We start from the raw sequence: 20,316 nt of genomic DNA on the forward strand, positions 1-20,316 counted from the left end.
CAGGCTGGCAGGCCCAGATGCAACAGGCTTGATGCAGGGGAATTCAATCGGGGGCCTCGATGCCATAGGCCTTCATCAAGTCGTACAGCGTCGGGCGGCTGATGCCGAGCAGCTTTGCGGTCATGCTGATGTTGCCGTCGCTGCGGGCGATCGCGCGGCGGATGGCGATCCTGTCGGCGGCATCGCGCGCCGCCTTCAGGGTGAGCGCGGCTTCGTCACCCTTGGCCATCAGATCGAGATCGACGGCGGACAGGCGATTGCCTTCGGCCATGATCACCGCCCGCTTCATGCGGTTTTCCAGCTCGCGCACATTGCCGGGCCAGTGCCAATCGGCCATGGCGGCGATGGCATCCTGGGTGAAACCCTTGAACTCGCGACCATTTTCGCGCGCATATTTGGCGAGGAAATATTGCCCCAGCAATGCGGCATCGCCGGGGCGTTCCTTCAGGCCGGGGATGTGCACGACGATTTCGGCGAGGCGATAATAAAGATCCTCGCGAAACCGCGCCTGGCCGATCATCGCGTCGAGATTCTGGTGCGTGGCGCACACGATGCGCACATCCACCGGGATCGACTTGCGCCCGCCGATACGCTCGATCACGCGTTCCTGCAGGAAGCGCAGCAATTTCACCTGCAAGGGCAGCGGGATGTCGCCAACTTCATCCAGAAACAGCGTGCCGCCTTCGGCCAGCTCGATCTTGCCTTCCTGCATCTTCACCGCGCCGGTGAAGGCCCCGCGTTCATGGCCGAACAATTCGGATTCGAGCAGATTTTCCGGGATCGCGGCGCAGTTGATCGCCACGAACGGGCCCTTGGCGCGCGTCGAGGCGTTGTGCAGGCCGCGCGCCAGCAATTCCTTGCCGGTACCCGATGCCCCCAGCAACATCACCGAGACATTGGCGGAAGCGACGCGTTCCACCATGCGCGCCACCTTGATCATCTCCGGCGCGCCGGTAATGATGGTGCCCAGCACCTTGTCCGTGCCGGCGGCGCTTTCGGCCAGGCGGCGGTTTTCGGCTTCCAGTTCCGCGACATGATAGGCGCGGCGCACGATCAGGCCGAGTTCGTCGATATCGACCGGCTTGTGATAAAAATCGAAGGCGCCAAGCGCAATCGCGCGCCGTGCGCTTTCGCGCGCGCCATGGCCGGATGCCACAATCACCTTGGTGGCCGGGCGGGCCTGCAAGATCGCCTCCAGCGTGGCAAAGCCTTCGCTGACCCCATCGGGATCCGGCGGCAGGCCAAGATCGAGCGTCACCACCGCTGGATGGTGCGTGCGCAACGCCTCCAGCGCGGCATCGCGGTCGCCGGCGATGATCACTTCCTGATCATCATAGGACCATTTCAACTGGCGCTGCAGGCCGGGATCATCCTCCACCACCAGCAGCTTGGGCTTGTCGGTCACGCCTGTTCCCCTCCCGCCAGCACGGCGGGCGTCGTTGTTTCGGCCCCCGCTGCCGCAGGCCCTGCCACCGCCGCCCCTGAATGCCCTGTGCCCGGGTAGGCCAGTGGCAGGGTGATGGTAAAGCTGGTGCCTTCGCCTTCGCGGCTGGCCACGTCAAGCCGGCCACTGTGGGCGCGGGCAATCTCGCGCGCTTCATAGGCGCCGATGCCAAAGCCACCGGCCTTGGTGCTGTGGAACGGCTGAAACAATTCCTGGCGGATGAAGCGCGCCGACATGCCATGGCCACGATCGGCCAGCGTGACCACCAGATCGGGTCCCGCGACAGCCAGATCGATGCGGATCGGCGCGCCGTCGGGCGAAGCATCCATGGCGTTCTGCAGCAGATGGGCAAACATCTGTTCCAGCCGGCCGCCATCACCGCGCACCATCTGCGGCAGATCGGCCGGCAACATCAGGCTGAGCGAGGGCCAGGCCCCCTGGCGCGATTTGACCAGCTGGCGCAGCAGGCCATCGACCGACACGTCCTTGTCCTGCCCGCTGGCGCCGCCAGCGCGCTGCGACAGCCACGCCAGCAGGGCATTCATCTTTTCCACCGACACTTTCAGGGTGGCAATCATGTCGGCGCGGAATTCGGGATTGTCGGCGTGGCGTTCGGCGTTGCGCGACAGCAAGGACAATTGGCTGACCAGATTCTTGATGTCGTGCAGGATGAAGGCAAAGCGCCGGTTGAAATCCTCGAAGCGCTGCGCCTCTTCCAGCGCCGCCTGGCCGCTGCTTTCGGCGATATAGCTGCCCGCCTGGCGGCCCAGCGTCTTCAACAGCTCCTCATCCTCCCAGCCCAGTTGCCGCGGCACCAGGCTGCGGCCGATCAGCAGCACGCCGGCCAGATTGTCGCGATTGACCGCAGGCACCGCCAGCCAGAAGCTGCGATCCTCTGCCAACCAATCGGGCAGCTTCGGGGGTGCCAGCGCTTCACCGGACCGCACCTGATCCAGATCGAGCACGCGATCCTGGCTGGACAGCCACATGACCAGCGAACTGTCCATGGCGATGGCCTCGGGCTGGCGATCCGGCATCTGCCAATTGGCCATCGGATGCAGGCGATCGTCTTCGGGCACCAGCAGCCAGCCGCCGCGCGCATCGAGCACGGTGGCCACCGCCTGCACCACGCGCACCGGCAGGCCAGCCGCTTCGCCGGGCGCCGACACCGTGGCGATGAAGCGCAGCCATTCGGTGCGATAATCATATTGGTAGCGATAGAAATTCCGGGCGATGGCCACCCGGAGCCGGGCACGCACGCGATCCGACACCAGCACGACAACGCCCAGCACGGCCGTGCTGAACAGGAACGTGACCTGCAACAGCACGCCCCAATCACCGCCAACCAGCTTGAGCGTATAGGCCAGCAGCGACATGACGATCAGGTAGAAACCGACCCCGGAGAACGCCACCGTCTGGAAGGCGACCGTGCGCGATATCCGCGCGCCCTTCACCCAGGCCGTGCGGGTGGCAAACAGGAACAACAGCACCACCAGGGCATCGACCGCGCCGCGGGTGTTGTACAAATCGGGTGAGGCCGGCGGCAGCAGAAAGGCCAGCGTGTAGAAATTGAGATCATAGAGAAACAGCCCGGCGAGCCCGATGGCCATCAAGCGGAAACCGGAGCGATCGGCTTCCCGGCTGCTGATGAGCAGATTGTGGCTGAGCACGACGCCAGTGACCGACACGGCAATGCGCACGACGAGGAAGAAGCTGGCGGCGATATTGCTTTCACCGATCAGCGCGCGCTGCCCGGCCCCCGACAGATCGACCACCAGTTGCAGGGCCAGCACAAAGCCGAGGATGCCGCCCACCCAGAAGGCGCTGCGATCCCGGCCTTCGCCGCCCAGCCAGGCCGGCCGCAACAGATAGAGCAGCAGCCCGATCCAGGCACCGATCTTGATGGTCTGGAACCGCGAAATCCACGGCTGAAACCCGGGATCGATCAGCATGGTGGCGACAAAGCTGGCGGCCCAGGCCGCGGTGGCCAGCGCCGCAACCGCCAACCACAGGTTGAGCGGCCCACGCTGACGCGACAGGGACGCCACCGCCAGCCCGAGATAGGCGATCAGCGCCATCGCGTGGCTGAACAGGCCAACCTCGGTCAACGCGATCATCGCTTGCCTGCCAAGATTTGCACCCCTGCTGCCTTCTCCACCCGCCAACCGCGGCCTGCCAACAGGTTAACCACAGCGGCGCGCCGGATGCCAGTGCCCCAGGGTACTGGCTGCAAAATCCGTTAAGACAGGGGTCGGCAAGGCACGGAAACGCCAGTTGGCCCAGACCTTCTTTGGGCGCAGGTGCGCAAGCGCAATGGCACCATTTCGCTGTTCCGTGCCGTCGTGGGCTTCGGTTCCATTTGCGTTTGGACGCCAGACGTGGGGCAGGTGCAGCATGTCACCCACGCCTGCCGGTTTCGGCAGGAACTGCATGCCGGGCTGATCATCATCTGGCTGGTGATAAGCATGTATGCTAATTTTCGGCATGTCATATTTGCGAACCGATTCGCCGCCGGCCCCGGCGGCACCCTTGCCGCCGCCGGGCCCCGGCGCGGCCTTTCCGGTGCCAGACACGATCGGCGTGCTCGTGACCGATGCGGCGCGTCTGCTGCGCCGGCGATTCGATGCGCGCGCCCGTCGCGTCGGCGTGTCGCGGGCGCAGTGGCAGGTGCTGATTGCGCTGGCCCGCGCGCAGGGCATCAACCAGGCCGCGCTCGCCGAACGGCTGGAGGTGGAGACGATCACGGTCGGGCGCATGGTCGATCGGCTGGCCGATGCCGGGCTTGTGGAGCGCCGCGCCGATCCGGCCGATCGCCGCGCCTGGCAATTGTTCCTGACCCCGCATGCCGCCACGATGCTCGCCGATCTGGCGCCGGTCGCCGCCGAACTGCGCGCCGAGATGCTGGACGGTTTCGACACCGAAGAACAGGCGATGCTGCACGCGCTGCTGGTGAAGCTGCGCGCCAATCTGGTCCGCGAAGGATGAATGCGCCCATGAACTCCGCTGCACATGCAAGCGTGAACGCCGCGGCGGCAAAATCGCGTTGGCGCACGCGGGCGATCATGGTGTCGGTGCCGCTGCTGGTGCTGGGTGCTGGCGCCTATCTGTGGTGGTCCGGCCAGGGCCAGGTTTCCACCGACAATGCCTATGTGCGCATCGACAAGGTGGCGATTTCCAGCGACGTGACCAGCCGGGTGCGCCGCGTGCTGGTGGCAGAGAATATGCCGGTCAAACGCGGCCAACTGCTGATCGAACTGGCCGACGATCCGTTCCGCATCGCGCTGGCGCAGGCCGAGGCGCGCCTGGCCGATGCCCGCCTGCAGGTGCGCCAACTGCAATCCGGCACCGGCAGCAGCGCGGCAGACGTGAGCGGCAAGCGCGAGGCACTGGCCTTTGCGCTGACCGAACTCGATCGGCAGCAAACGTTGCTCACCCGCGGCTTTGCCACCCGCGCGCGGTTGCAGCAGGCGCAATATGCCGTCGCCAACGCCCGTGCCGAGCTGACCCGGGCGCTCGCCAATGATCGCAGCGCACGCCAGGCCGCCGGCATCGCCATCACCGAAACCAATCATCCGCTGGTGCTGGCCGCAGCCGCGGCGCGCGACAAGGCGGCATTCGATCTGTCGCGCACCCGCATCCGCAGCCCGGCTGACGGCATCGCCACCCAGACCAGCCGGCTGTTGCCGGGCCAGGTGATGATCCAGGGCGTCGCCAGCCTGTCCGTGATGGTGGCGGGCAGCGCCTTTGTGGAGGCGAATTTCAAGGAAACCGAACTGGCCGACATGCGCGTCGGCCAACGCGCCGAAGTGCGGCTGGATGCCTTTCCCGATGCCGTGCTGAACGGCCGGGTGGACAGTATCGGCGTGGGCACCGGCAGCGAGTTTTCGGTGCTGCCGGCACAGAATGCCACCGGCAACTGGGTGAAGGTGGTACAGCGCGTGCCGGTGCGCATCAAGCTGGATGAACGGCCGCAAACACCGCTGCCGATGCCCCTGATCGCCGGCCTGTCGGCCGAGGTGAAGGTGATCACCAAGTGAGCAGCGCCGCACCGGTTGCGGCGGCACCTGCAAGCGCGGGCGCCTCGCCGGTCGTCGTCACGATGGTGGTGATGCTGGGCAGCTTCATGACGGTGCTGGATTCCACCATCGCCAATGTCGCGCTGCCGCACATGCAGCCCAGCCTGAATGCCGCGGCCGACAGCATCACCTGGGTGCTGACCAGCTATATCGTCGCCACCGCGATCGCCACGCCGATCACCGGCTGGCTGGCGGCGCGCATCGGCCGGCGCAGATTGTTCCTGTGGAGCGTCGCCATTTTCACCATCGCCTCGCTGGCCTGCGGGCTGGCGGGCAGCCTGTCGGAAATGGTGCTGTACCGGATCATCCAGGGCGCTTCGGGGGCCTTTCTGGCGCCGCTGGGCCAGGCCTATGTGCTCGATGCCTGGCCGCCGGCCAAGCACGGGCCGGCGATGGCCTGGTGGGGGGTGGGCGTGATGGTCGGGCCGATCCTTGGCCCGGTGGTCGGCGGCTGGCTCACCGACAATTTCGATTGGCGCTGGGTGTTCCTGATCAATCTGCCATTCGGGCTGATCTGTTTCACCACCGCTGCGGCGTGTTTGCCCGAACCCCGGCTGCCGGCGCGGCGCTTCGACATGCTGGGCTTTGCGCTGCTGGCGCTGGGCATGGCGGCGCTGCAACTGGCGCTCGATCGCGGCCAGCAGCTCGAATGGCTGGAAAGCTGGGAGGTGCGGCTGGAGGCCGGCCTGGCGGTCGCCGGGCTGTGGGCGTTCGGCGTGCACGCGCTGTCGCGCCCCGGTGCCATTGTCGATCGCGAACTGCTCACCAATCGCAACGCCTTGACCGGCATGCTGTTCATCACGCTGGTCGGCTTTCTGCTGGTGGCGACGACGGCGCTGCTCCCAACCATGGTGCAGACGCTTTATGGCTATCCGGTGGTGGCGGCCGGCGAGCTGATGATGCCGCGCGGCATCGGCATGATGATGGCCATGATGTCGGCCGGGCAATTGCTGGGGCGCGGAGTCGATCCGCGCGGCATGCTGGCGGTGGGGTTCGTCTCCACCGGGGCGGCGCTGTGGGGGATGAGCCTGTTCTCGCCCGACCAGGGCGCCTGGCCGTTCATCGTTACCGGATTCTTCCAGGGCGCCGGGCTGGGGATGATCTTCGTGCCCTTGAACACCGTGGCCTTTGCCAGCCTGGCACCGGCCTTGCGCACCGATGCCGCCGCCATCTTCATGCTGCTCAGGAACATCGGCGGTTCGATCGGCATCAGCGTGGCAGTGGCGATGCTGCAACGGCAGACGCAGATTTCCCACGCCGATCTCGGCAGCGGCATCACCCCGTTCAGTCTTCCCTGGGCCGATCCGGCCACCCTGGCGGCAGCGGGCGCGGGCGCTGTCGTATCGGTGCTGGATGGCACGGTAAACCGGCAGGCGCTGATGATTGCCTATCTCGATGTGTTCCGGGCGATGGCGATCATGTCGGTATCGGTGCTGCCGCTGCTGCTGATCCTGCGGAGCAACAAGCCATCGGGCAAGCCGTCACCGCCGGTGCATCTGGCGGATTGAGAGCATGGCTTACGCCCTCCCCCTTGCGGGGAGGGCGACTCGGCGCCAGCCGAGCGGGGTGGGGGAACCCGGCGGTGGTCACGAAAGCCCCCCCACCCCGGGCCTCGCCTTCGGCTCGTCTCTCGCCCTCCCCGCAAGGGGGAGGGAGTTCAACTCAAGGCGGCGTCAGCCCGATCAACCGCATCACCACCGCCTGCGCCAGCATCACCACCAGCCACCACAGCGCCGCATTGGCGACGCGGCCCCAGCGTTGCCCGGCCATCAGCAGCGAGGTGGCCAACGTGGGCGCGACAAAGCCCGCCCAGATCACCACGGCCGAGCCGATGGTCATCACCCAGACCGGGGCCTTGGGCGGCGCGAGGATGAGCGCGCCGGCCAGGATCGCCCCCAACCACAGCGCCGCCAGCAGCGCCACGGCCCACGTGCCAATGGTGCGTGGCCGATCGACAAACTGCGCCAGCAGCAGCGCCAGCAGCGTTGATAGGCCGATCGGAACGGCGTTGAGGACGATGTAGATCATCGGCAGCAGCTTGCCGGCTTTTGCGCGCCATGCAAGTGGAAGCGCCAAGCCAAGGAGACACGAACATGACCGACCTGCCACCGCTGTTGCTGGGCCGCCTCAATCATGTCGGCATCGCCTGCCCGTCGATCGACGCGGCGGTGGCGATGTATGAACGGTTGTTCGGCGCCACCTTGTCCACGCCCGCCTTCGATCTGCCGGCGCAAGGCGTGCGGGTGGCCTTCATCGATGTCGCCAACAGCCAGTTGGAGCTGATCGAACCGCTCGGCGAAGATTCACCGATCCACGGCTTTCTGAAAAAAAGCCCCAACGGCGGCCAGCATCATGTGTGTTTCGAAGTGGCGGACATCATCGCGGCGCGCGATGCAATGCGCGCGCGCGGCGCCACCGTGCTGGGCACCGGGGAACCGCGCATCGGCGCGCACGGCGTGCCGGTGATCTTCGTGCACCCGCGCGACACCGGTGGGGTGCTGGTGGAACTGATGCAGGAACCCGGCGACCATCATTGATGCCGCCACTGCCCCTGCCGCGGCTGGCAGGGGCAGCACATCCTCAATCCCGGCGGCTGATCAGCCAGCCGACCACAAAGCCCAGCGCAATGCCGGCGCCCAATGCGGCGAGCGGCTGCTCCTGCACGGTGGCGCGCACCTTGGCGGTGCCTTCTTCGGCGATCTTCTGGGCCTGTTCCTTGACTTCACGGGCCTTTTCCGGGGCGGCATCGGCCAGTTCGCGGGCCTTGGCCGCGGCCTTGTCATAGGCGGTGGTGGCGGCATCGCGGGCGGCGTGGATCGCCTTGTCGGCCTGGCTCTTCACATCATCCTTCAGCTTGCCGAGCTTGCCGGCGGCGTCATGGGCCGCCTGCTCGGCAGATTCGACGGCATGATGGACGACATCGGTGGCGGCCGGAATGATATCGGACGGTTCGTTGATATTGGCCATGGGCAATTCCTTTCGGGTGGGACAATGACCAACACAACATAGTGTGCCGGGTTCCCGATTTGAAGTGTGGGATTCCCGCAACTCAGTCGTCGGGCGTTACCTTGCCCCGACCGGCCTTGATTCCCGACCGCACCGACTTGCCGACCAGCCGCCGCTGCTTCGAACCCAGCGTCGGCCGGGTTGCCCGGCGCTGCACCGGGCGCACCCAGGCCGCCGCCACCAGCGCGGCCAGCCGGTCGCGCGCATCCTCGCGATTGCGGATCTGATCGCGAAACCGCATCGCGCTGATCATGATCACCCCATCGGACGAGGCGCGCCGCCCGGCCAGCCGCAACAGGCGCAGTTTCACCTCATCCGGCAGGCTGGGCGAATTGACCACGTCGAACCGCAGCTGGACAGCCGAGGACACCTTGTTGACATTCTGCCCGCCCGGCCCACTGGCGCGAACGAACGATTCTTCCAGTTCGTCTTCGGGGATGTTCGGGGCCATAGTGCGCCCATATCCGAATCACTCGGAAACTTCCAACTTTGGGGGAACGCCATGATCATCGTGCACCATCTGAACAACAGCCGGTCGCAGCGCATTCTCTGGCTGCTGGAAGAACTGGGGCTGGAATATCAGATCAAGCATTATGCCCGCGATGCCGTGACCAATCTGGCACCGCCCGAATTGAAGGCCGTGCATCCGCTGGGCAAATCACCGGTGGTGGAGGAAGATGGCCAGATCATCTTTGAATCGGCCGCCATCACCGATTGGATCATCCGCAAACACGGGGCTGGCCGCCTTGCGCCGCAGCCGGGCACGCCGGCGCATGAAGATTATCTGATGTGGCTGCATTTTGCCGAAGGTTCGGCGATGATCCCCTTCCTGCTGGCGCTGTACACCGCCCGGCTGGGCGACGCCGCAGCCCCGCTGGGCCCACGCATCCAGGAACAGATCGGATCGCACGTCGCCTATTTTTCGCAATGCCTTGGTGACAACGACTGGCTGGTGAACAACGAACTGTCCGGCGCGGACATCATGATGAGCTTCATTGCCGAAATTGCCGCCATGCAGGGGCTGGGCGCGCATTTCCCGAATGTGCTGGCCTATGCCAAGCGCCTCCAGGCCCGCCCGGCATGGCAGGCCGCAGCGGCAAAGACCGAGCCTTACAGCTTCCGGTTGCCGACCTGAAAACACGGCACATGTCATGCTGAACTTGTTTCAGCATGACTCGATCCTGTTGGTGAAGGCGCGCGCTATGCCTGTGCCCGCCCCAGCCGCCCGGCGAGCAGATTCAGCCCCAGCCCGGCGATGATCAGCGCGGCGGCCGCCAGTTTCCACGGCGGCAAGGCCTCCCCCAGCACCACGGCGGTCGACGCCATGCCGAACACCGGCACCAGCAGCGACGTGGGCGCCACGCTGGTCGCCGGATAGCGCGCCAGCAGCCAGCCCCAGGCGCCATAGCCGAACAGGCTGTTGCCCACCGCCTGCCACGCCACCGCCAGCCAGATGCCGGGCGTTGCCGCGCCGATCGCCATGCGGATTGCCGGCCAGCCTTCGAACCACAGCGCCAGCCCGGCCAGCGGCGGCACCGCGAACAGCGACGACCAGGTGATGAAGCCCAGCATGTCGACGCGGCCGGCGGCGCGCTGCGCCATGTTGCCCAGTGCCCAGCCGAACGCGCCGCCAAGAACAAGCGCGATGCCGGTGCCGGTCACATCACCGCCGATGTTCGCCCCGATCACCGCCACCCCGGCCAGCGCCAGCGCCAGCGCCGCCCATTGCAGCGGTTGCAGCCGTTCGCCACTGATGAACATCGCCATGGCGATGGTGAACACCACATGGGTTTGCACCAGCAGGCTGGCGATGCCGGCGGCGATATAGCCGTCGATGGCGATGAACATCAGGCCGAACTGGCCCACCCCGATGGCCAGGCCATAGAGCGCGAGGATGCGCCACGACACCGCCGGGCGGCGCACGAAGAAGATCAACGGGAACACCACCGCGCCAAAGCGCAGCGCCGCGAACAGCAGCGGCGGCAGGCTGTGCAGCGCCGTGCCGATCACCGCGAAATTGCTGCCCCACACCATCACCACCGCCAGCGCCAGCAGCAGCGCGTTACGTGAAAGTCCGGGGGGCGGCATCGCCGTGCCGGTCATCGCGCGCTGGTGGGTTGCTGCATGTCACGCGGCGGGCGGGCCAACAGGTGATAGGCCGCCGCCCCGACAAGCATGGCCACTGCAATGTTGATGGACAGCGGCAGCGCCGTGCCATCATAGATCGCCGCCGCCGCCGCCGAACTGAGCGCGCCGATGCCGAAGTTCACGCCGCCCATCAGGCCCGAAACCGCCCCGGCGCGAAGTGGATCGACACTGAGCGCTCCGGCCGACGCATTGGCGGCGATGAGGCCGTTGGAGCTGAGCGCCAGAAACAACAGCGGGAAGATGACCGGCAGCGACGCCGACGCCAGCGCCGCCAGCAACAGCGCACCACCAGCGAGCGCGGCGCCCAGGCTGGCGGCAGCGAGGATGCGATCCGGGCTGTGGTGGCGCAGAAGGGCGCGATTGACCTGGCTGGCGCCAACAATGCCGACGGCAATCACCGCAAACACCAGCCCGAACTGCTGATCCGAAAAGCCCCAGGTGCCCATCACCAGATCGGGCGACGCCGCGATATAGCTGAACAGGGCGGTGCCGTTGGCAGCGCCGACCAGCAGATAACCGATCAGCCGGCGCTGCCGCAGCAATGCGCCATAACCGGTGAGCACCGAGCCTTGCCGCGCGGTGGCGGCGGTGGCGGCCGACCGGCTTTCGTCAAGCCGCAGCGCCACGGCCAGCGCAACGGCCACGCCGATGCCGACAAATGCATAGAAAACCGCATGCCAGCCCGCCGCAGCGGCAATCCAGCCGCCCACGGTGGGCGCGAGCAGCGGCGCCACCGCAAGCACCAGCATCAGCAGCGAGAAGATGCGCGCCGAATCGGCATGGTCATAACGATCGCGCACGATGGCGCGGCAGGTGACCATCGCGGCACAGCAGCCCAGCGCCTGGAAGAAACGCCCCGCCACCAGCGCTTCGATGGTTGGGGCAACCGCGCAGGTCAGGCTGGCGAGGATATAGACCGCGCAGCCGATCAGGATGGTCGGCCGCCGCCCGATGCGATCCGACAGGGGCCCGAAAAACAATTGCCCCACCGCCATGCCGATGAAGAAGGTGGACAGCGTGAGCTGCACCACCGCCGGCGAGCTGCCATAATCGCGCGCGATCGCCGGCAGCGTCGGCAGATACAGATCGATGGTGACGGCGCCGAACGCCGTCAACGATCCCAGCAACAGGATCTCGCCCAGGCCGGGCTGGCGGGCGTTCGAGGTGATTGGGGCATGCACGCGCCGGCTGTAGGCGGGCGGCGGCATGAAGGGAAGCGCGCGATGCGCGCAGGCGCACCACAACAATGCGCGCAGGGGTCATCCGAACGGGTTGCGGATGGTCAGCCGGTCATCGATGACGAGGCCATCGGCCATGTCTTCGCTGTGGAAGATGGTGGCGTTCACGGACAGCGCAGCGGCGAGGAGCATCGAATCGTAGATGGCCAATTGGTAGCGTCCAGCCAAACGCAAGCCGTCCCTGTGGATGTCCATCGTCAGCGGCACCGGACGCTCAAACATGTCAGCAACTTCTGCCACATTGATGAGCAGCTCGGCATGGCTGCGGCGATACTTGCGCCGCAGCACAAGTGCGAGTTCGTTGAGGGACTGCACGGCGATTGATCCGCCATCCGCCATCAACGTCCGGGCAATGTCGCCGCGTGGCGAGCTTTCAAAAGAACAGACCAGGATGTTTGAATCGAAGAAGGCGCTCACAGTGGATCGCGATCCTCGTAAAGTTCTTCACGGTTGAACTTGTAGCCCTCGGGCAGGCGCAAACCGTAGGATTTCATCCGCGCCAAGGTCTCCTCGCGTGTGGTTCGGCGCTGTATCTCCAACGTGCGCTCGCCCGTGGCCCTTACGTCAAGCTCATCGCCTTCCTTCAGGCCCAGCGCGCGCACAACATCGGCGGGGATGCGGATGGCGAGGCTGTTGCCCCATTTCGAAACTCGCATGGTGATGATCCAGTGGCTATCCAGAGGCTCGGATGGATATCATTTAAGCCCGAGGATATCAATTCCGATCCGGCCCTTGCCGCCCTGCCTGTGCGCGGCCGAGCGACATGGCCAAACGAAAAAGGGGGCGGGCCTGCAGGCCGCCCCCCAATTCATTCTGGCCGAAGCTGCGTTCAGGCAGCGACGGTGCGCACGGTGCGGCGGCGGGCGAAGCCGACCAGACCGAAGCCGACGACCAGCATCGCCCAGGTGGCCGGTTCCGGCACCGTGGCGGTCAGCGCGCTGAGGGCGAAGCCCTGGCCGAGCGTGCCGAGATAGGTCACTTCACCGCCAACGCGGGTGGTGATCAGGTAGCGCGTGAACTTTTCTGAACCCACACCGGAAACGATGCCGGTGCCGAAGGCGTTCGTGCCGCCGTTGGCGGCGGTGCGCACGTTGCTGAGCAACGAACCACCGGCGCCGCCGATGATGGCACCCGCGGTGCGGGCTGCGGTGATCTGGGCAGCAGTGCCGGTCGCCAGGGTGCCGGTGCCGTAGCTGTAGGCGCGCAGCGTGCCGTTGCTGCGGACACCGTAGATCATCAGCGTATCGTCGCTATCAACCGAGGACAGCGTCAGATTGGTCAGGTAAAAGGCCGCGGTGCCGGTGACCAGGAAGGCTTCACGGCGCGTGTTGCTGTTGGTGTCCATCTGGGCACCGGAGCCGCCGTCAACAATGCCCAGACCGCCAGCGTTGCGGGTCAGGTCGCGCAGGGTCGGCGAGTTCGCGGTCAGCGTGGTGAGCGCGTTGGACGCAACACCCGTGTAGCTGCGGCCCGAAACCGTCAGGGTGAAGTGGGGGTTCGAGGTGTTCGAAACCGAGGCAATGTTGGTGCCGGCGCCGTTGAAGCTGGCGACGACGGTGACAGCCGAGGCCGGGACGGCTGCGGTGGCGATCAGGGCGCCGATGACGAGGGAATGAATCTTCATTGCGATCTCCGAAAGCTGTGAAGCGCGTATCTTCGTTCGTATCCATGCATGGACCGTGCCAACATTGCGCAATCAACAATTCCAGAGGCTTGATATCGGCTGCAGACGAAGGTCTGTAAGCTGTACCGACACCTTGGTCGGCATTGCCCCTAATTGGTAAATTTTTGTTTACCCCTGATCAGGTCTGATATCGGGGACGCAGACGGCGCCGCCCATGAAAAAGGGGCAGACCCAAAGGCCCGCCCCCAATTCATGCAGAACGCCGTTGCGTTCAGGCGGCGACGGTGCGCACCTGGCGGCGGCGGGCAAGGCCGACCAGACCGAAGCCAACCAGCAGCATCGCCCAGGTGGCCGGTTCCGGCACGGCGGTGATGATGCTGAACATGTCCTTGTTGGCGGATGTGGCCGTCATCGAGAAGTTCAGGGTCTTGCTGTTGACGAAGGTGAAGGTGTCTCCACCATCCGTGCCCTGATTGCTGGTCAGAGCATAGCTGGTGCCGGGCGCACGAATCTGCAAGCTACGGGCGGCGTTGATGGCGCCGAACGTGCGCTGCAAGCCGATGATGTTCTGATTGAAGGTGATGGTGCCGGTGACGGTCTGGGTGGACGTCGGCGCGAACACGAAGAAGTGGCTCGACACGCGGACGCCAGTGGGAACCAGAACGGACGTGTTCGGGAAGTTCGGTGCCGGCAGGATCTGCGGACGCAGCGGCGTGGTCAGGATGTCGGCAACTTCGGTAAAGCCGTAGAAGGTCGGACCACTCAGCGTCTGCACGTTGCCCGGAGCGGCGATGACCGACGAGGTAACCCCGACGCTGGTACCGCCACCGAGAACGATGCTGGTGATCACGGCGTTGGCGGGTGCAGCGGCAAGAGCCAGGCCGGCGATCGCAGCGAGGATTTGGATCTTCATTTACGTGTTCCTTTCGGTATTTTGGTGGCGTCCGCAGGCAATTATGCAAACAGCGTGCCAACCGATTTCGCACCTATATCTATCTGATATGTATGGATTAAGTCTTTATTAAATTAACTGAATGTAAGCTCCAGGCAACACTTTTAGGTACAGAAGATCCCTATTCGAGCGCTCGTCGGCCAGTTCCGATCCATCGCCATCGCGGGTTCGGCCATACCCGGCAAAAGCCGGCCAGATGGGCTGGTTCTGCCACGCATCGTTGGCGATAGCCGGGGATGGTCCCGGCACGCGCCTGCCATGGCATGGCGGCCATGAAAAAGGGGGCAGGCCATCGGCCCGCCCCCTGCATTCAACCAGCCGCCGCAGCGGCGCCCATCACCGGTTCAGGCGCGCACGGCCCCATCTGCCACCACGCTGTTGTGGCGCAGCGCCTCCAGCACGGTTTTCACGATGGCGGCGGCATCCAGCCCGGCATCGGCATATTGCTTGGCCGGGTTGTCGTGATCCTGGTACAGATCGGGCAGGCGCAGCGTGCGCACCTTCAGCCCGGCATCGGTCAGGCCTTCGTCGCTGGCGAGGGTCAACACATGGCTGCCAAAGCCGCCGATGGCGCCTTCCTCGATGGTGATCAGCACATCGTGGGTGGCGGCCAGCTTGCGGATCAGCGCCATGTCCAGCGGCTTGGCAAAGCGCATGTCGGCCACGGTGGTGGAAAGCCCGCGCGCATCGAGATCGTCGGCGGCCTTCAGCGCTTCGGCGAGGCGGGTGCCCAGCGACAGGATGGCGACCTTGTGACCGGTGCGCACCAGACGGCCCTTGCCGATTTCCATGCGCGTGCGCGCCTCGGGAATGGCGACGCCGGTGCCTTCGCCGCGCGGGTAACGCAGCGCGATCGGGCCATCGTCATAAACGGCGGCGGTGTGCACCATGTCGGCCAGCTCGGCCTCGTCGCTGGCCGCCATCACCACCATGTTGGGCAGGGTGGCGAGATAGGCGATGTCGAACGAACCGGCGTGGGTGGCACCGTCGGCGCCGACCAGGCCGGCGCGATCGATGGCAAAGCGCACGGGCAGATTTTGCAGCGCCACATCATGCACCACCTGATCATAGGCGCGTTGCAGGAAGGTGGAATAAATCGCGCAGAACGGCCGCATGCCCTGCGCCGCCAGGCCGGCGGCGAAGGTGACGGCATGCTGTTCGGCGATGCCGACATCGAAGGTGCGTTCCGGGAAGGCCTTGTTGAAACGGTCCACGCCGGTGCCTGACGGCATGGCGGCGGTGATGGCGACGATCTTCGGATCGCGCTTCGCTTCCTCGATCAACATGTCGCCAAAGACATTCTGATAGGCCGGCGCCTTGGGCTGCGGCTTGAACTGGGTGCCGGACACCACATCGAATTTCACCACGCCATGATATTTGTCGGCACTCGCTTCGGCCGGGGCATAGCCCTTGCCCTTTTGCGTCACGACATGGATCAGCATCGGGCCTTCGGCGGCATCGCGAACATTTTCCAGAACGGGCAGCAGATGATCGAGATTATGGCCGTCGATCGGGCCGACATAATAAAAGCCGAGCTCTTCGAACAGCGTGCCGCCGCCCTGGGCCAGCCCGCGGGCATATTCATCCACTCGCGCCGCGGCCTTCTGCAACGGCGGCGGCAGCACCTTGCCGGAAATCTGCTTGAGATATTCGCGCAGTTCCAGGAACTTGCGGCTGGAAAGCAGGCGCGACAGATAGGATGACAATGCGCCCACCGGCGGCGCGATCGACATGTCGTTGTCGTTCAGGATCACCACCAACCGGTTGCCGGCATCGCGGGCATTGTTCATCGCTTCATAGGCCATGCCGGCGGACATGGCGCCGTCGCCGATGACCGCGATGCCCTTGCCGGGCTTGCCCTGCAATTTGTTGGCGATGGCAAAGCCCAATGCGGCCGAGATCGAGGTGCTGCTGTGCGCGGCGCCGAACGGATCATATTCGCTTTCGGTGCGCTTGGTGAAGCCGGACAGGCCGCCGGGCTGGCGCAGGGTGCGGATGCGGTCGCGCCGGCCGGTGAGGATCTTGTGCGGATAGGCCTGGTGGCCGACATCCCACACCAATTTGTCATCGGGCGTGTTGAACACATAATGCAGCGCGACGGTCAGCTCGACCACGCCCAGCCCGGCGCCAAGATGCCCGCCGGTGACCGAAACGGCGTGAATCATCTCCTGCCGCAGCTCGTCGGCGACCTGCCGCAACTGGCCGGGTTCCAGCCGGCGCAGATCGGCGGGCACCTGCACATGATCGAGCAGCGGGGTTTCAAGCATCATTGATACGGCTCGCTTGGCGAAAGGTTAAGCCACATGTCTTATCGCGTTGGCATGGGCCTGTCATCAAAACTGTCATGAACAGTCGGCGCACAGCCCGCGCACTTCGATCACCGGGCGCACCGGGCGGAAGCCGGCAGCCGTGGCAGCGGCGCGCACTTCACCGGTGATGCGATCATCATCGATATGGGTGGCGCGGCCGCAGCGGTCACACACAAGAAAGATGCAATCATGCGGGCAATCGGGGTGGACATTGGCGATGAAGGCATTGGCGCTTTCAACCCGCGACGCGACATTGTTGGCCACGAACAGATCAAGGATGCGATAGACGCTGTTGGCCGCCACCCGCCGGCCGGTGGTCGCCGAAACGGCATCGGTGACATCATAGGCCGAAACCGGGCGATCGAATCCAGCCAGTGCGCCGAACACCGTGGCGCGCAGCGGCGTCCATTGTTCGCCGGCACCAATCAGGCGCGCCTGGGCGGCCGTGGCCAGATCGGCGCGGGAATCATGCTGGCCGTGGGCGTGGACGATCGACATGGCGACAATATCGGCAGTCGGCAGGGACAACGCAAGCATTGGCGCAAATGCAGCCGCGCCGCGCGTCGACATCGGCGGTTCGCGTGAAGGGTTCAGGCGATCTGCAACGCCCGCAGATTGCGCCAATGCGCCAACGCCAGCAACGTCACGCCAACCATGGACACCAGCATCTCCGCCGTATCGCCATGCTCCACGGCCAGCGATGCGGCCATCACCATCAGGCCGGCGAGGCCGACACCGGCAATCCAGCCCCGGCCATGGATGCGCCAGCCGCGCCACAGCGCCACCGCCGCCAGCGGCAAGGCAAAGACCAAGCCGAACACATGCACACGGTGATCGAGCCAGCCACCGCCGATCGCAAACAACGACAACAGCAGGAAACCGGCCACGCAATGCAACAGGCACAGGCCCGACAAGCCGATGGCGAGACGATCCAACAAGCGGTGTGCGGAAGCCGGCATGGGCTGGGTGTTACAATATCTCATCTGCCGGCACAACTGGATTCTCTGGTGCCGGTTCCGCACCCGGCTTGGCGGCGCCGGCGCGCGCCGCTATCAGCGTGATGATGCGCCTGCCTGTCTCTTTCGCCCTGCTCGGCTTGCTGGCCGCTGCTCCGGCTGTTGCCCATGATTTCTGGATCGATCTGCCGCGCCATCGGCTTGCGGCGCCGGCAGCGCTGGATGCCCGCTTCGTCATCGGCGATCCGGCCACCGCGGAGCCCTGGGAAACCACCTGGCAACGCATTGTCGCGCTGCGCCGCCATGGCCCGGATGGCGTGCACGATCTGCTGGCCGCCGTGCGCCTGAGCACGGCAACAACGCCGGGCGGCGCGACGGTGCCGGCCGCCGTGCCCGGCACCAGCGTCATCGCCTTTGAAAGCAATCATGCCGCCATCGAGCTGCCAGCCGGCGAGTTCACCACCTATGCGCAGGACGAAGGCCTGGCGCTGCCGCTGGCCCTGCGCAAGCAGGCCGGCACCGAAGCCGCGCCCGGCCGGGAGATTTATTCGCGCCGGGCCAAGGCCCTGATCCAGATCGGCCCCAATCCCACCGCCGATGCCCTGCGGCCGGTCGGCCACACGCTGGAAATCGTGCCGCTGGCCAATCCCTATGCCCTGCCCGCCGGCCGCCCGCTGGTGGTGCGCATCCATTATCACGGGCAGCCGCTGGCCGGCGCCACCGTGTCGCTGGAAAGCCTCGACAATCCGCGCCTGCCCGGCATGGCATTGATCACCAATGCGCGCGGCGAGGCCAGTTTCCCGATCGACAAGACCGGCCGCTGGAAGCTCAATTGCGTATGGAGCGCCCCGATCACCGACCCGCGCGCCGATTATGAAACGATTTTTTCCAGCCTGACCTTCGGCTATTGAGCCCTTGAACGGAGATGCCCTGATGCGCCTTGCAATTGCCCTGATCCTGGCTGGAGCCGCCACGCCTGCCCTGGCCGAACCCGATCTGGCGATGATCGCCCGCATCACCGATGAAGCGATGAACCATGGCGAGGTGATCGACACCGCCGCCTATCTGACCGACCGCATCGGGCCGCGGATGACCAATTCGCCCGGCATGCGCGCGGCGGAGCGCTGGACACAGGACAGGTTCAAGGCCTGGGGCCTGACCAATGTGCACACCGAAGGCTTTGATTTCGGGCGCGGCTGGAGCATCGACAGCGCCAGCGTGACCATGCAGTCGCCGCGCCGCATGAGCCTGCGCACCCTGCCGGTGGCATGGACGCCGGGCACACCAGCCGCCGGCATCACCGCGCCGCTGATCATCGCGCCGATGAAGCGCCCGCGCGATTTTGCCGAATGGGCCGGCAAGCTGAAGGGCAAGATCGTCGCCATCAGCTACCCGCGCGCGCCGCGCGATGCCGACAAGCCGGCGTTCGAGCGGCTGGACAGCGCCGCCATCGACAAGCTGGATGCGTATGAGCAGCCGGTGACCGCGCCCGACACCGGCGACGGCTGGTTCAAATATCTGCAGTTCGGCAAGCAGCTCGATGATTTTCTGGCCAAGGAAGGCGCGCTGGGCTGGGTGCGCATGAGCTATCGCGACAATGGCCTGTTGCACGGTGAAGGCTATCAGCACCGCGACACGCCGAAATTGCCGGGACTGGAGCTGACCGCCGAGGATTATCGCCGGCTGGTGCGGCTGTCGGCCGGTGGCGAAGTGGTGCTGACCATCAATTCGCAGGTCAAGTTCGATGACAGCGATCCCAACGGCTACAACATCCTCGCCGATATCGCCGGCAGCGATCCCAAGGCCGGCTATGTCATGGCCGGCGCGCATCTCGACAGCTGGGTGGCCGCCGATGGCGCGGCCGACAATGGCGCGGGCTCGGCGATCATCATGGAAGCCGCGCGCATCCTCAGCGCCCTGAAGGTGAAGCCCAGGCGCACCATCCGCTTTGCGCTGTGGTCGGGCGAGGAACAGGGGCTTTACGGCTCGGCCAATTATATCGAGCGGCATTTCGCCAGCCGCCCGGCCAACCCCGATCCGGTGAAGGCGCGGCTGAGCTATGATTTCAAGCTGAACCAGTTCCCCATTGAAAAGAAGGCCGACTACAATCTGCTCGCCGGCTATTTCAACATCGACAATGGCGGCGGCAAGCTGCGCGGCATCCATGCCGAGGGCAATTTCGCCGCCGTGCCGGTGCTGCAGGGCCTGCTGTCACCCTTTGCCAGCATGGGCGCCAGCGCCGTGGTCGCCACCCCGACCGGCGGCACCGATCATGAATTCATGTCCGCCATCGGCCTGCCGGCGTTCCAGTTCATCCAGGACCCGCTGGATTATGAAACCACCGTGCACCACAGCAGCGTCGACACGTTCGACCATTTGCGCCCACAGGATCTGCGCCAGTCGGCGGTGATCCTGGCTTCGGTGCTGTGGGAAACCGCCAATGCCGACAAGCCGCTGCCGGCGCGGCCGCTGCCCACCAAGCCGCGCCCGACCGACCCGTTCCACGTGGCCGATCCCGACAAGAAGGACTGACGGACCGCCGCACCGGCTTGGAGGGACGGCG

At 65.7% G+C, this 20,316-nt stretch carries 22 protein-coding genes; 7 read left to right on the forward strand and 15 right to left on the reverse strand.

Features of this window, described 5'->3' with window-relative positions; translation table 11 throughout:
• Positions 1-43: 43 nt before the first annotated feature.
• The 3 genes from prsR to ABWP22_RS09145 all read right to left on the reverse strand — a co-directional run bounded on the left by prsR (position 44) and on the right by ABWP22_RS09145 (position 3,930).
• Positions 44-1,405 (reverse strand): PEP-CTERM-box response regulator transcription factor, encoded by a 1,362-nt coding sequence (prsR, locus tag ABWP22_RS09135; RefSeq protein ID WP_353199652.1) that lies wholly within the window; start codon positions 1,403-1,405, stop codon positions 44-46.
• A complete protein-coding gene (gene prsK, locus ABWP22_RS09140) occupies positions 1,402-3,561 on the reverse strand; it encodes an XrtA/PEP-CTERM system histidine kinase PrsK (RefSeq protein WP_353199653.1) in 2,160 nt (719 codons plus the stop codon). Before prsK ends, prsR begins: the two co-directional genes overlap by 4 nt.
• Before the next feature lie 66 nt (positions 3,562-3,627).
• Complete coding sequence (locus ABWP22_RS09145; protein WP_353199654.1) at positions 3,628-3,930, reverse strand: hypothetical protein; 303 nt, start codon at positions 3,928-3,930, stop codon at positions 3,628-3,630.
• Between ABWP22_RS09145 and ABWP22_RS09150 the strand changes: the two genes are divergently transcribed.
• The 3 genes from ABWP22_RS09150 to ABWP22_RS09160 are packed head-to-tail and all read left to right on the forward strand — an operon-like array spanning position 3,929 to position 7,028.
• On the forward strand, positions 3,929-4,429 hold the full coding sequence (locus ABWP22_RS09150; protein WP_353199655.1) for a MarR family winged helix-turn-helix transcriptional regulator: 501 nt from the start codon (positions 3,929-3,931) through the stop codon (positions 4,427-4,429). The genes ABWP22_RS09145 and ABWP22_RS09150 overlap by 2 nt on opposite strands.
• An 8-nt stretch (positions 4,430-4,437) precedes the next feature.
• Positions 4,438-5,481, forward strand: coding sequence for an HlyD family secretion protein (locus ABWP22_RS09155; protein WP_353199656.1), 1,044 nt, complete (start codon positions 4,438-4,440; stop codon positions 5,479-5,481).
• Positions 5,478-7,028 (forward strand): MDR family MFS transporter, encoded by a 1,551-nt coding sequence (locus ABWP22_RS09160; protein WP_353199657.1) that lies wholly within the window; start codon positions 5,478-5,480, stop codon positions 7,026-7,028. The genes ABWP22_RS09155 and ABWP22_RS09160 overlap by 4 nt, the downstream gene beginning before the upstream one ends.
• Positions 7,029-7,182: 154 nt before the next feature.
• Here the strand turns inward: ABWP22_RS09160 and ABWP22_RS09165 are convergent, their stop codons facing one another.
• The gene (locus ABWP22_RS09165) at positions 7,183-7,548 is read right to left on the reverse strand and encodes a hypothetical protein (protein ID WP_353199658.1); all 366 of its coding nucleotides are present in this window, start codon (positions 7,546-7,548) and stop codon (positions 7,183-7,185) included.
• 65 nt (positions 7,549-7,613) lie between these two features.
• On the opposite strand from ABWP22_RS09165, the gene mce reads away from it, so the two are divergent.
• Positions 7,614-8,057, forward strand: a complete 444-nt coding sequence (gene mce / locus ABWP22_RS09170; RefSeq protein ID WP_502951108.1) for a methylmalonyl-CoA epimerase — start codon at positions 7,614-7,616, stop codon at positions 8,055-8,057.
• 43 nt (positions 8,058-8,100) lie between these two features.
• On the opposite strand, the gene ABWP22_RS09175 is transcribed toward mce, so the two are convergent.
• Positions 8,101-8,487: an ElaB/YgaM/YqjD family protein gene (locus tag ABWP22_RS09175; protein ID WP_353199659.1), complete on the reverse strand. Its 387-nt coding sequence runs from the start codon at positions 8,485-8,487 to the stop codon at positions 8,101-8,103.
• Positions 8,488-8,569: 82 nt separating this feature from the next.
• Complete coding sequence (gene arfB, locus ABWP22_RS09180; RefSeq protein ID WP_353199660.1) at positions 8,570-8,977, reverse strand: alternative ribosome rescue aminoacyl-tRNA hydrolase ArfB; 408 nt, start codon at positions 8,975-8,977, stop codon at positions 8,570-8,572.
• A gap of 51 nt (positions 8,978-9,028) precedes the next feature.
• Between arfB and ABWP22_RS09185 the strand changes: the two genes are divergently transcribed.
• The gene (locus ABWP22_RS09185) at positions 9,029-9,661 is read left to right on the forward strand and encodes a glutathione S-transferase family protein (protein WP_353199661.1); all 633 of its coding nucleotides are present in this window, start codon (positions 9,029-9,031) and stop codon (positions 9,659-9,661) included.
• 65 nt (positions 9,662-9,726) lie between these two features.
• On the opposite strand, the gene ABWP22_RS09190 is transcribed toward ABWP22_RS09185, so the two are convergent.
• The 9 genes from ABWP22_RS09190 to ABWP22_RS09230 form a co-directional block, all read right to left on the reverse strand.
• Positions 9,727-10,629: an EamA family transporter gene (locus ABWP22_RS09190; protein ID WP_353199662.1), complete on the reverse strand. Its 903-nt coding sequence runs from the start codon at positions 10,627-10,629 to the stop codon at positions 9,727-9,729.
• Complete coding sequence (locus ABWP22_RS09195; protein ID WP_353199663.1) at positions 10,626-11,882, reverse strand: multidrug effflux MFS transporter; 1,257 nt, start codon at positions 11,880-11,882, stop codon at positions 10,626-10,628. Before ABWP22_RS09195 ends, ABWP22_RS09190 begins: the two co-directional genes overlap by 4 nt.
• Before the next feature lie 51 nt (positions 11,883-11,933).
• Positions 11,934-12,329 carry a PIN domain-containing protein gene (locus ABWP22_RS09200; protein WP_353199664.1) on the reverse strand — a complete coding sequence of 132 codons (396 nt, stop codon included), beginning with the start codon at positions 12,327-12,329 and terminating at the stop codon, positions 11,934-11,936.
• Entirely contained in the window at positions 12,326-12,568 is a 243-nt protein-coding gene (locus ABWP22_RS09205; RefSeq protein WP_353199665.1) for an AbrB/MazE/SpoVT family DNA-binding domain-containing protein, read from the reverse strand. Before ABWP22_RS09205 ends, ABWP22_RS09200 begins: the two co-directional genes overlap by 4 nt.
• 173 nt (positions 12,569-12,741) lie before the next feature.
• Positions 12,742-13,536, reverse strand: a complete 795-nt coding sequence (locus ABWP22_RS09210) for a PEPxxWA-CTERM sorting domain-containing protein (RefSeq protein WP_353199666.1) — start codon at positions 13,534-13,536, stop codon at positions 12,742-12,744.
• 271 nt (positions 13,537-13,807) lie between these two features.
• Positions 13,808-14,449, reverse strand: a complete 642-nt coding sequence (locus ABWP22_RS09215) for a PEPxxWA-CTERM sorting domain-containing protein (protein WP_353199667.1) — start codon at positions 14,447-14,449, stop codon at positions 13,808-13,810.
• A gap of 383 nt (positions 14,450-14,832) precedes the next feature.
• A complete protein-coding gene (gene dxs / locus ABWP22_RS09220) occupies positions 14,833-16,758 on the reverse strand; it encodes a 1-deoxy-D-xylulose-5-phosphate synthase (protein WP_353199668.1) in 1,926 nt (641 codons plus the stop codon).
• Positions 16,759-16,830: 72 nt separating this feature from the next.
• Positions 16,831-17,295 (reverse strand): Fur family transcriptional regulator, encoded by a 465-nt coding sequence (locus ABWP22_RS09225; RefSeq protein ID WP_353199703.1) that lies wholly within the window; start codon positions 17,293-17,295, stop codon positions 16,831-16,833.
• Between the two features lie 92 nt (positions 17,296-17,387).
• Positions 17,388-17,735 (reverse strand): MerC domain-containing protein, encoded by a 348-nt coding sequence (locus ABWP22_RS09230; RefSeq protein WP_353199669.1) that lies wholly within the window; start codon positions 17,733-17,735, stop codon positions 17,388-17,390.
• A 125-nt stretch (positions 17,736-17,860) separates the two neighbouring features.
• Here ABWP22_RS09230 and ABWP22_RS09235 point away from each other — a divergent pair, with 125 nt between their 5' ends.
• Both ABWP22_RS09235 and ABWP22_RS09240 read left to right on the forward strand, forming a co-directional pair.
• The gene (locus ABWP22_RS09235; protein ID WP_353199670.1) at positions 17,861-18,664 is read left to right on the forward strand and encodes a DUF4198 domain-containing protein; all 804 of its coding nucleotides are present in this window, start codon (positions 17,861-17,863) and stop codon (positions 18,662-18,664) included.
• A 22-nt stretch (positions 18,665-18,686) separates the two neighbouring features.
• On the forward strand, positions 18,687-20,285 hold the full coding sequence (locus ABWP22_RS09240; protein WP_353199671.1) for a M20/M25/M40 family metallo-hydrolase: 1,599 nt from the start codon (positions 18,687-18,689) through the stop codon (positions 20,283-20,285).
• The last annotated feature ends 31 nt before the right edge of the window (positions 20,286-20,316 follow it).

The sequence above is a fragment of the Sandarakinorhabdus sp. genome, assembly GCF_040398665.1.
Lineage (GTDB): Bacteria > Pseudomonadota > Alphaproteobacteria > Sphingomonadales > Sphingomonadaceae > Sandarakinorhabdus.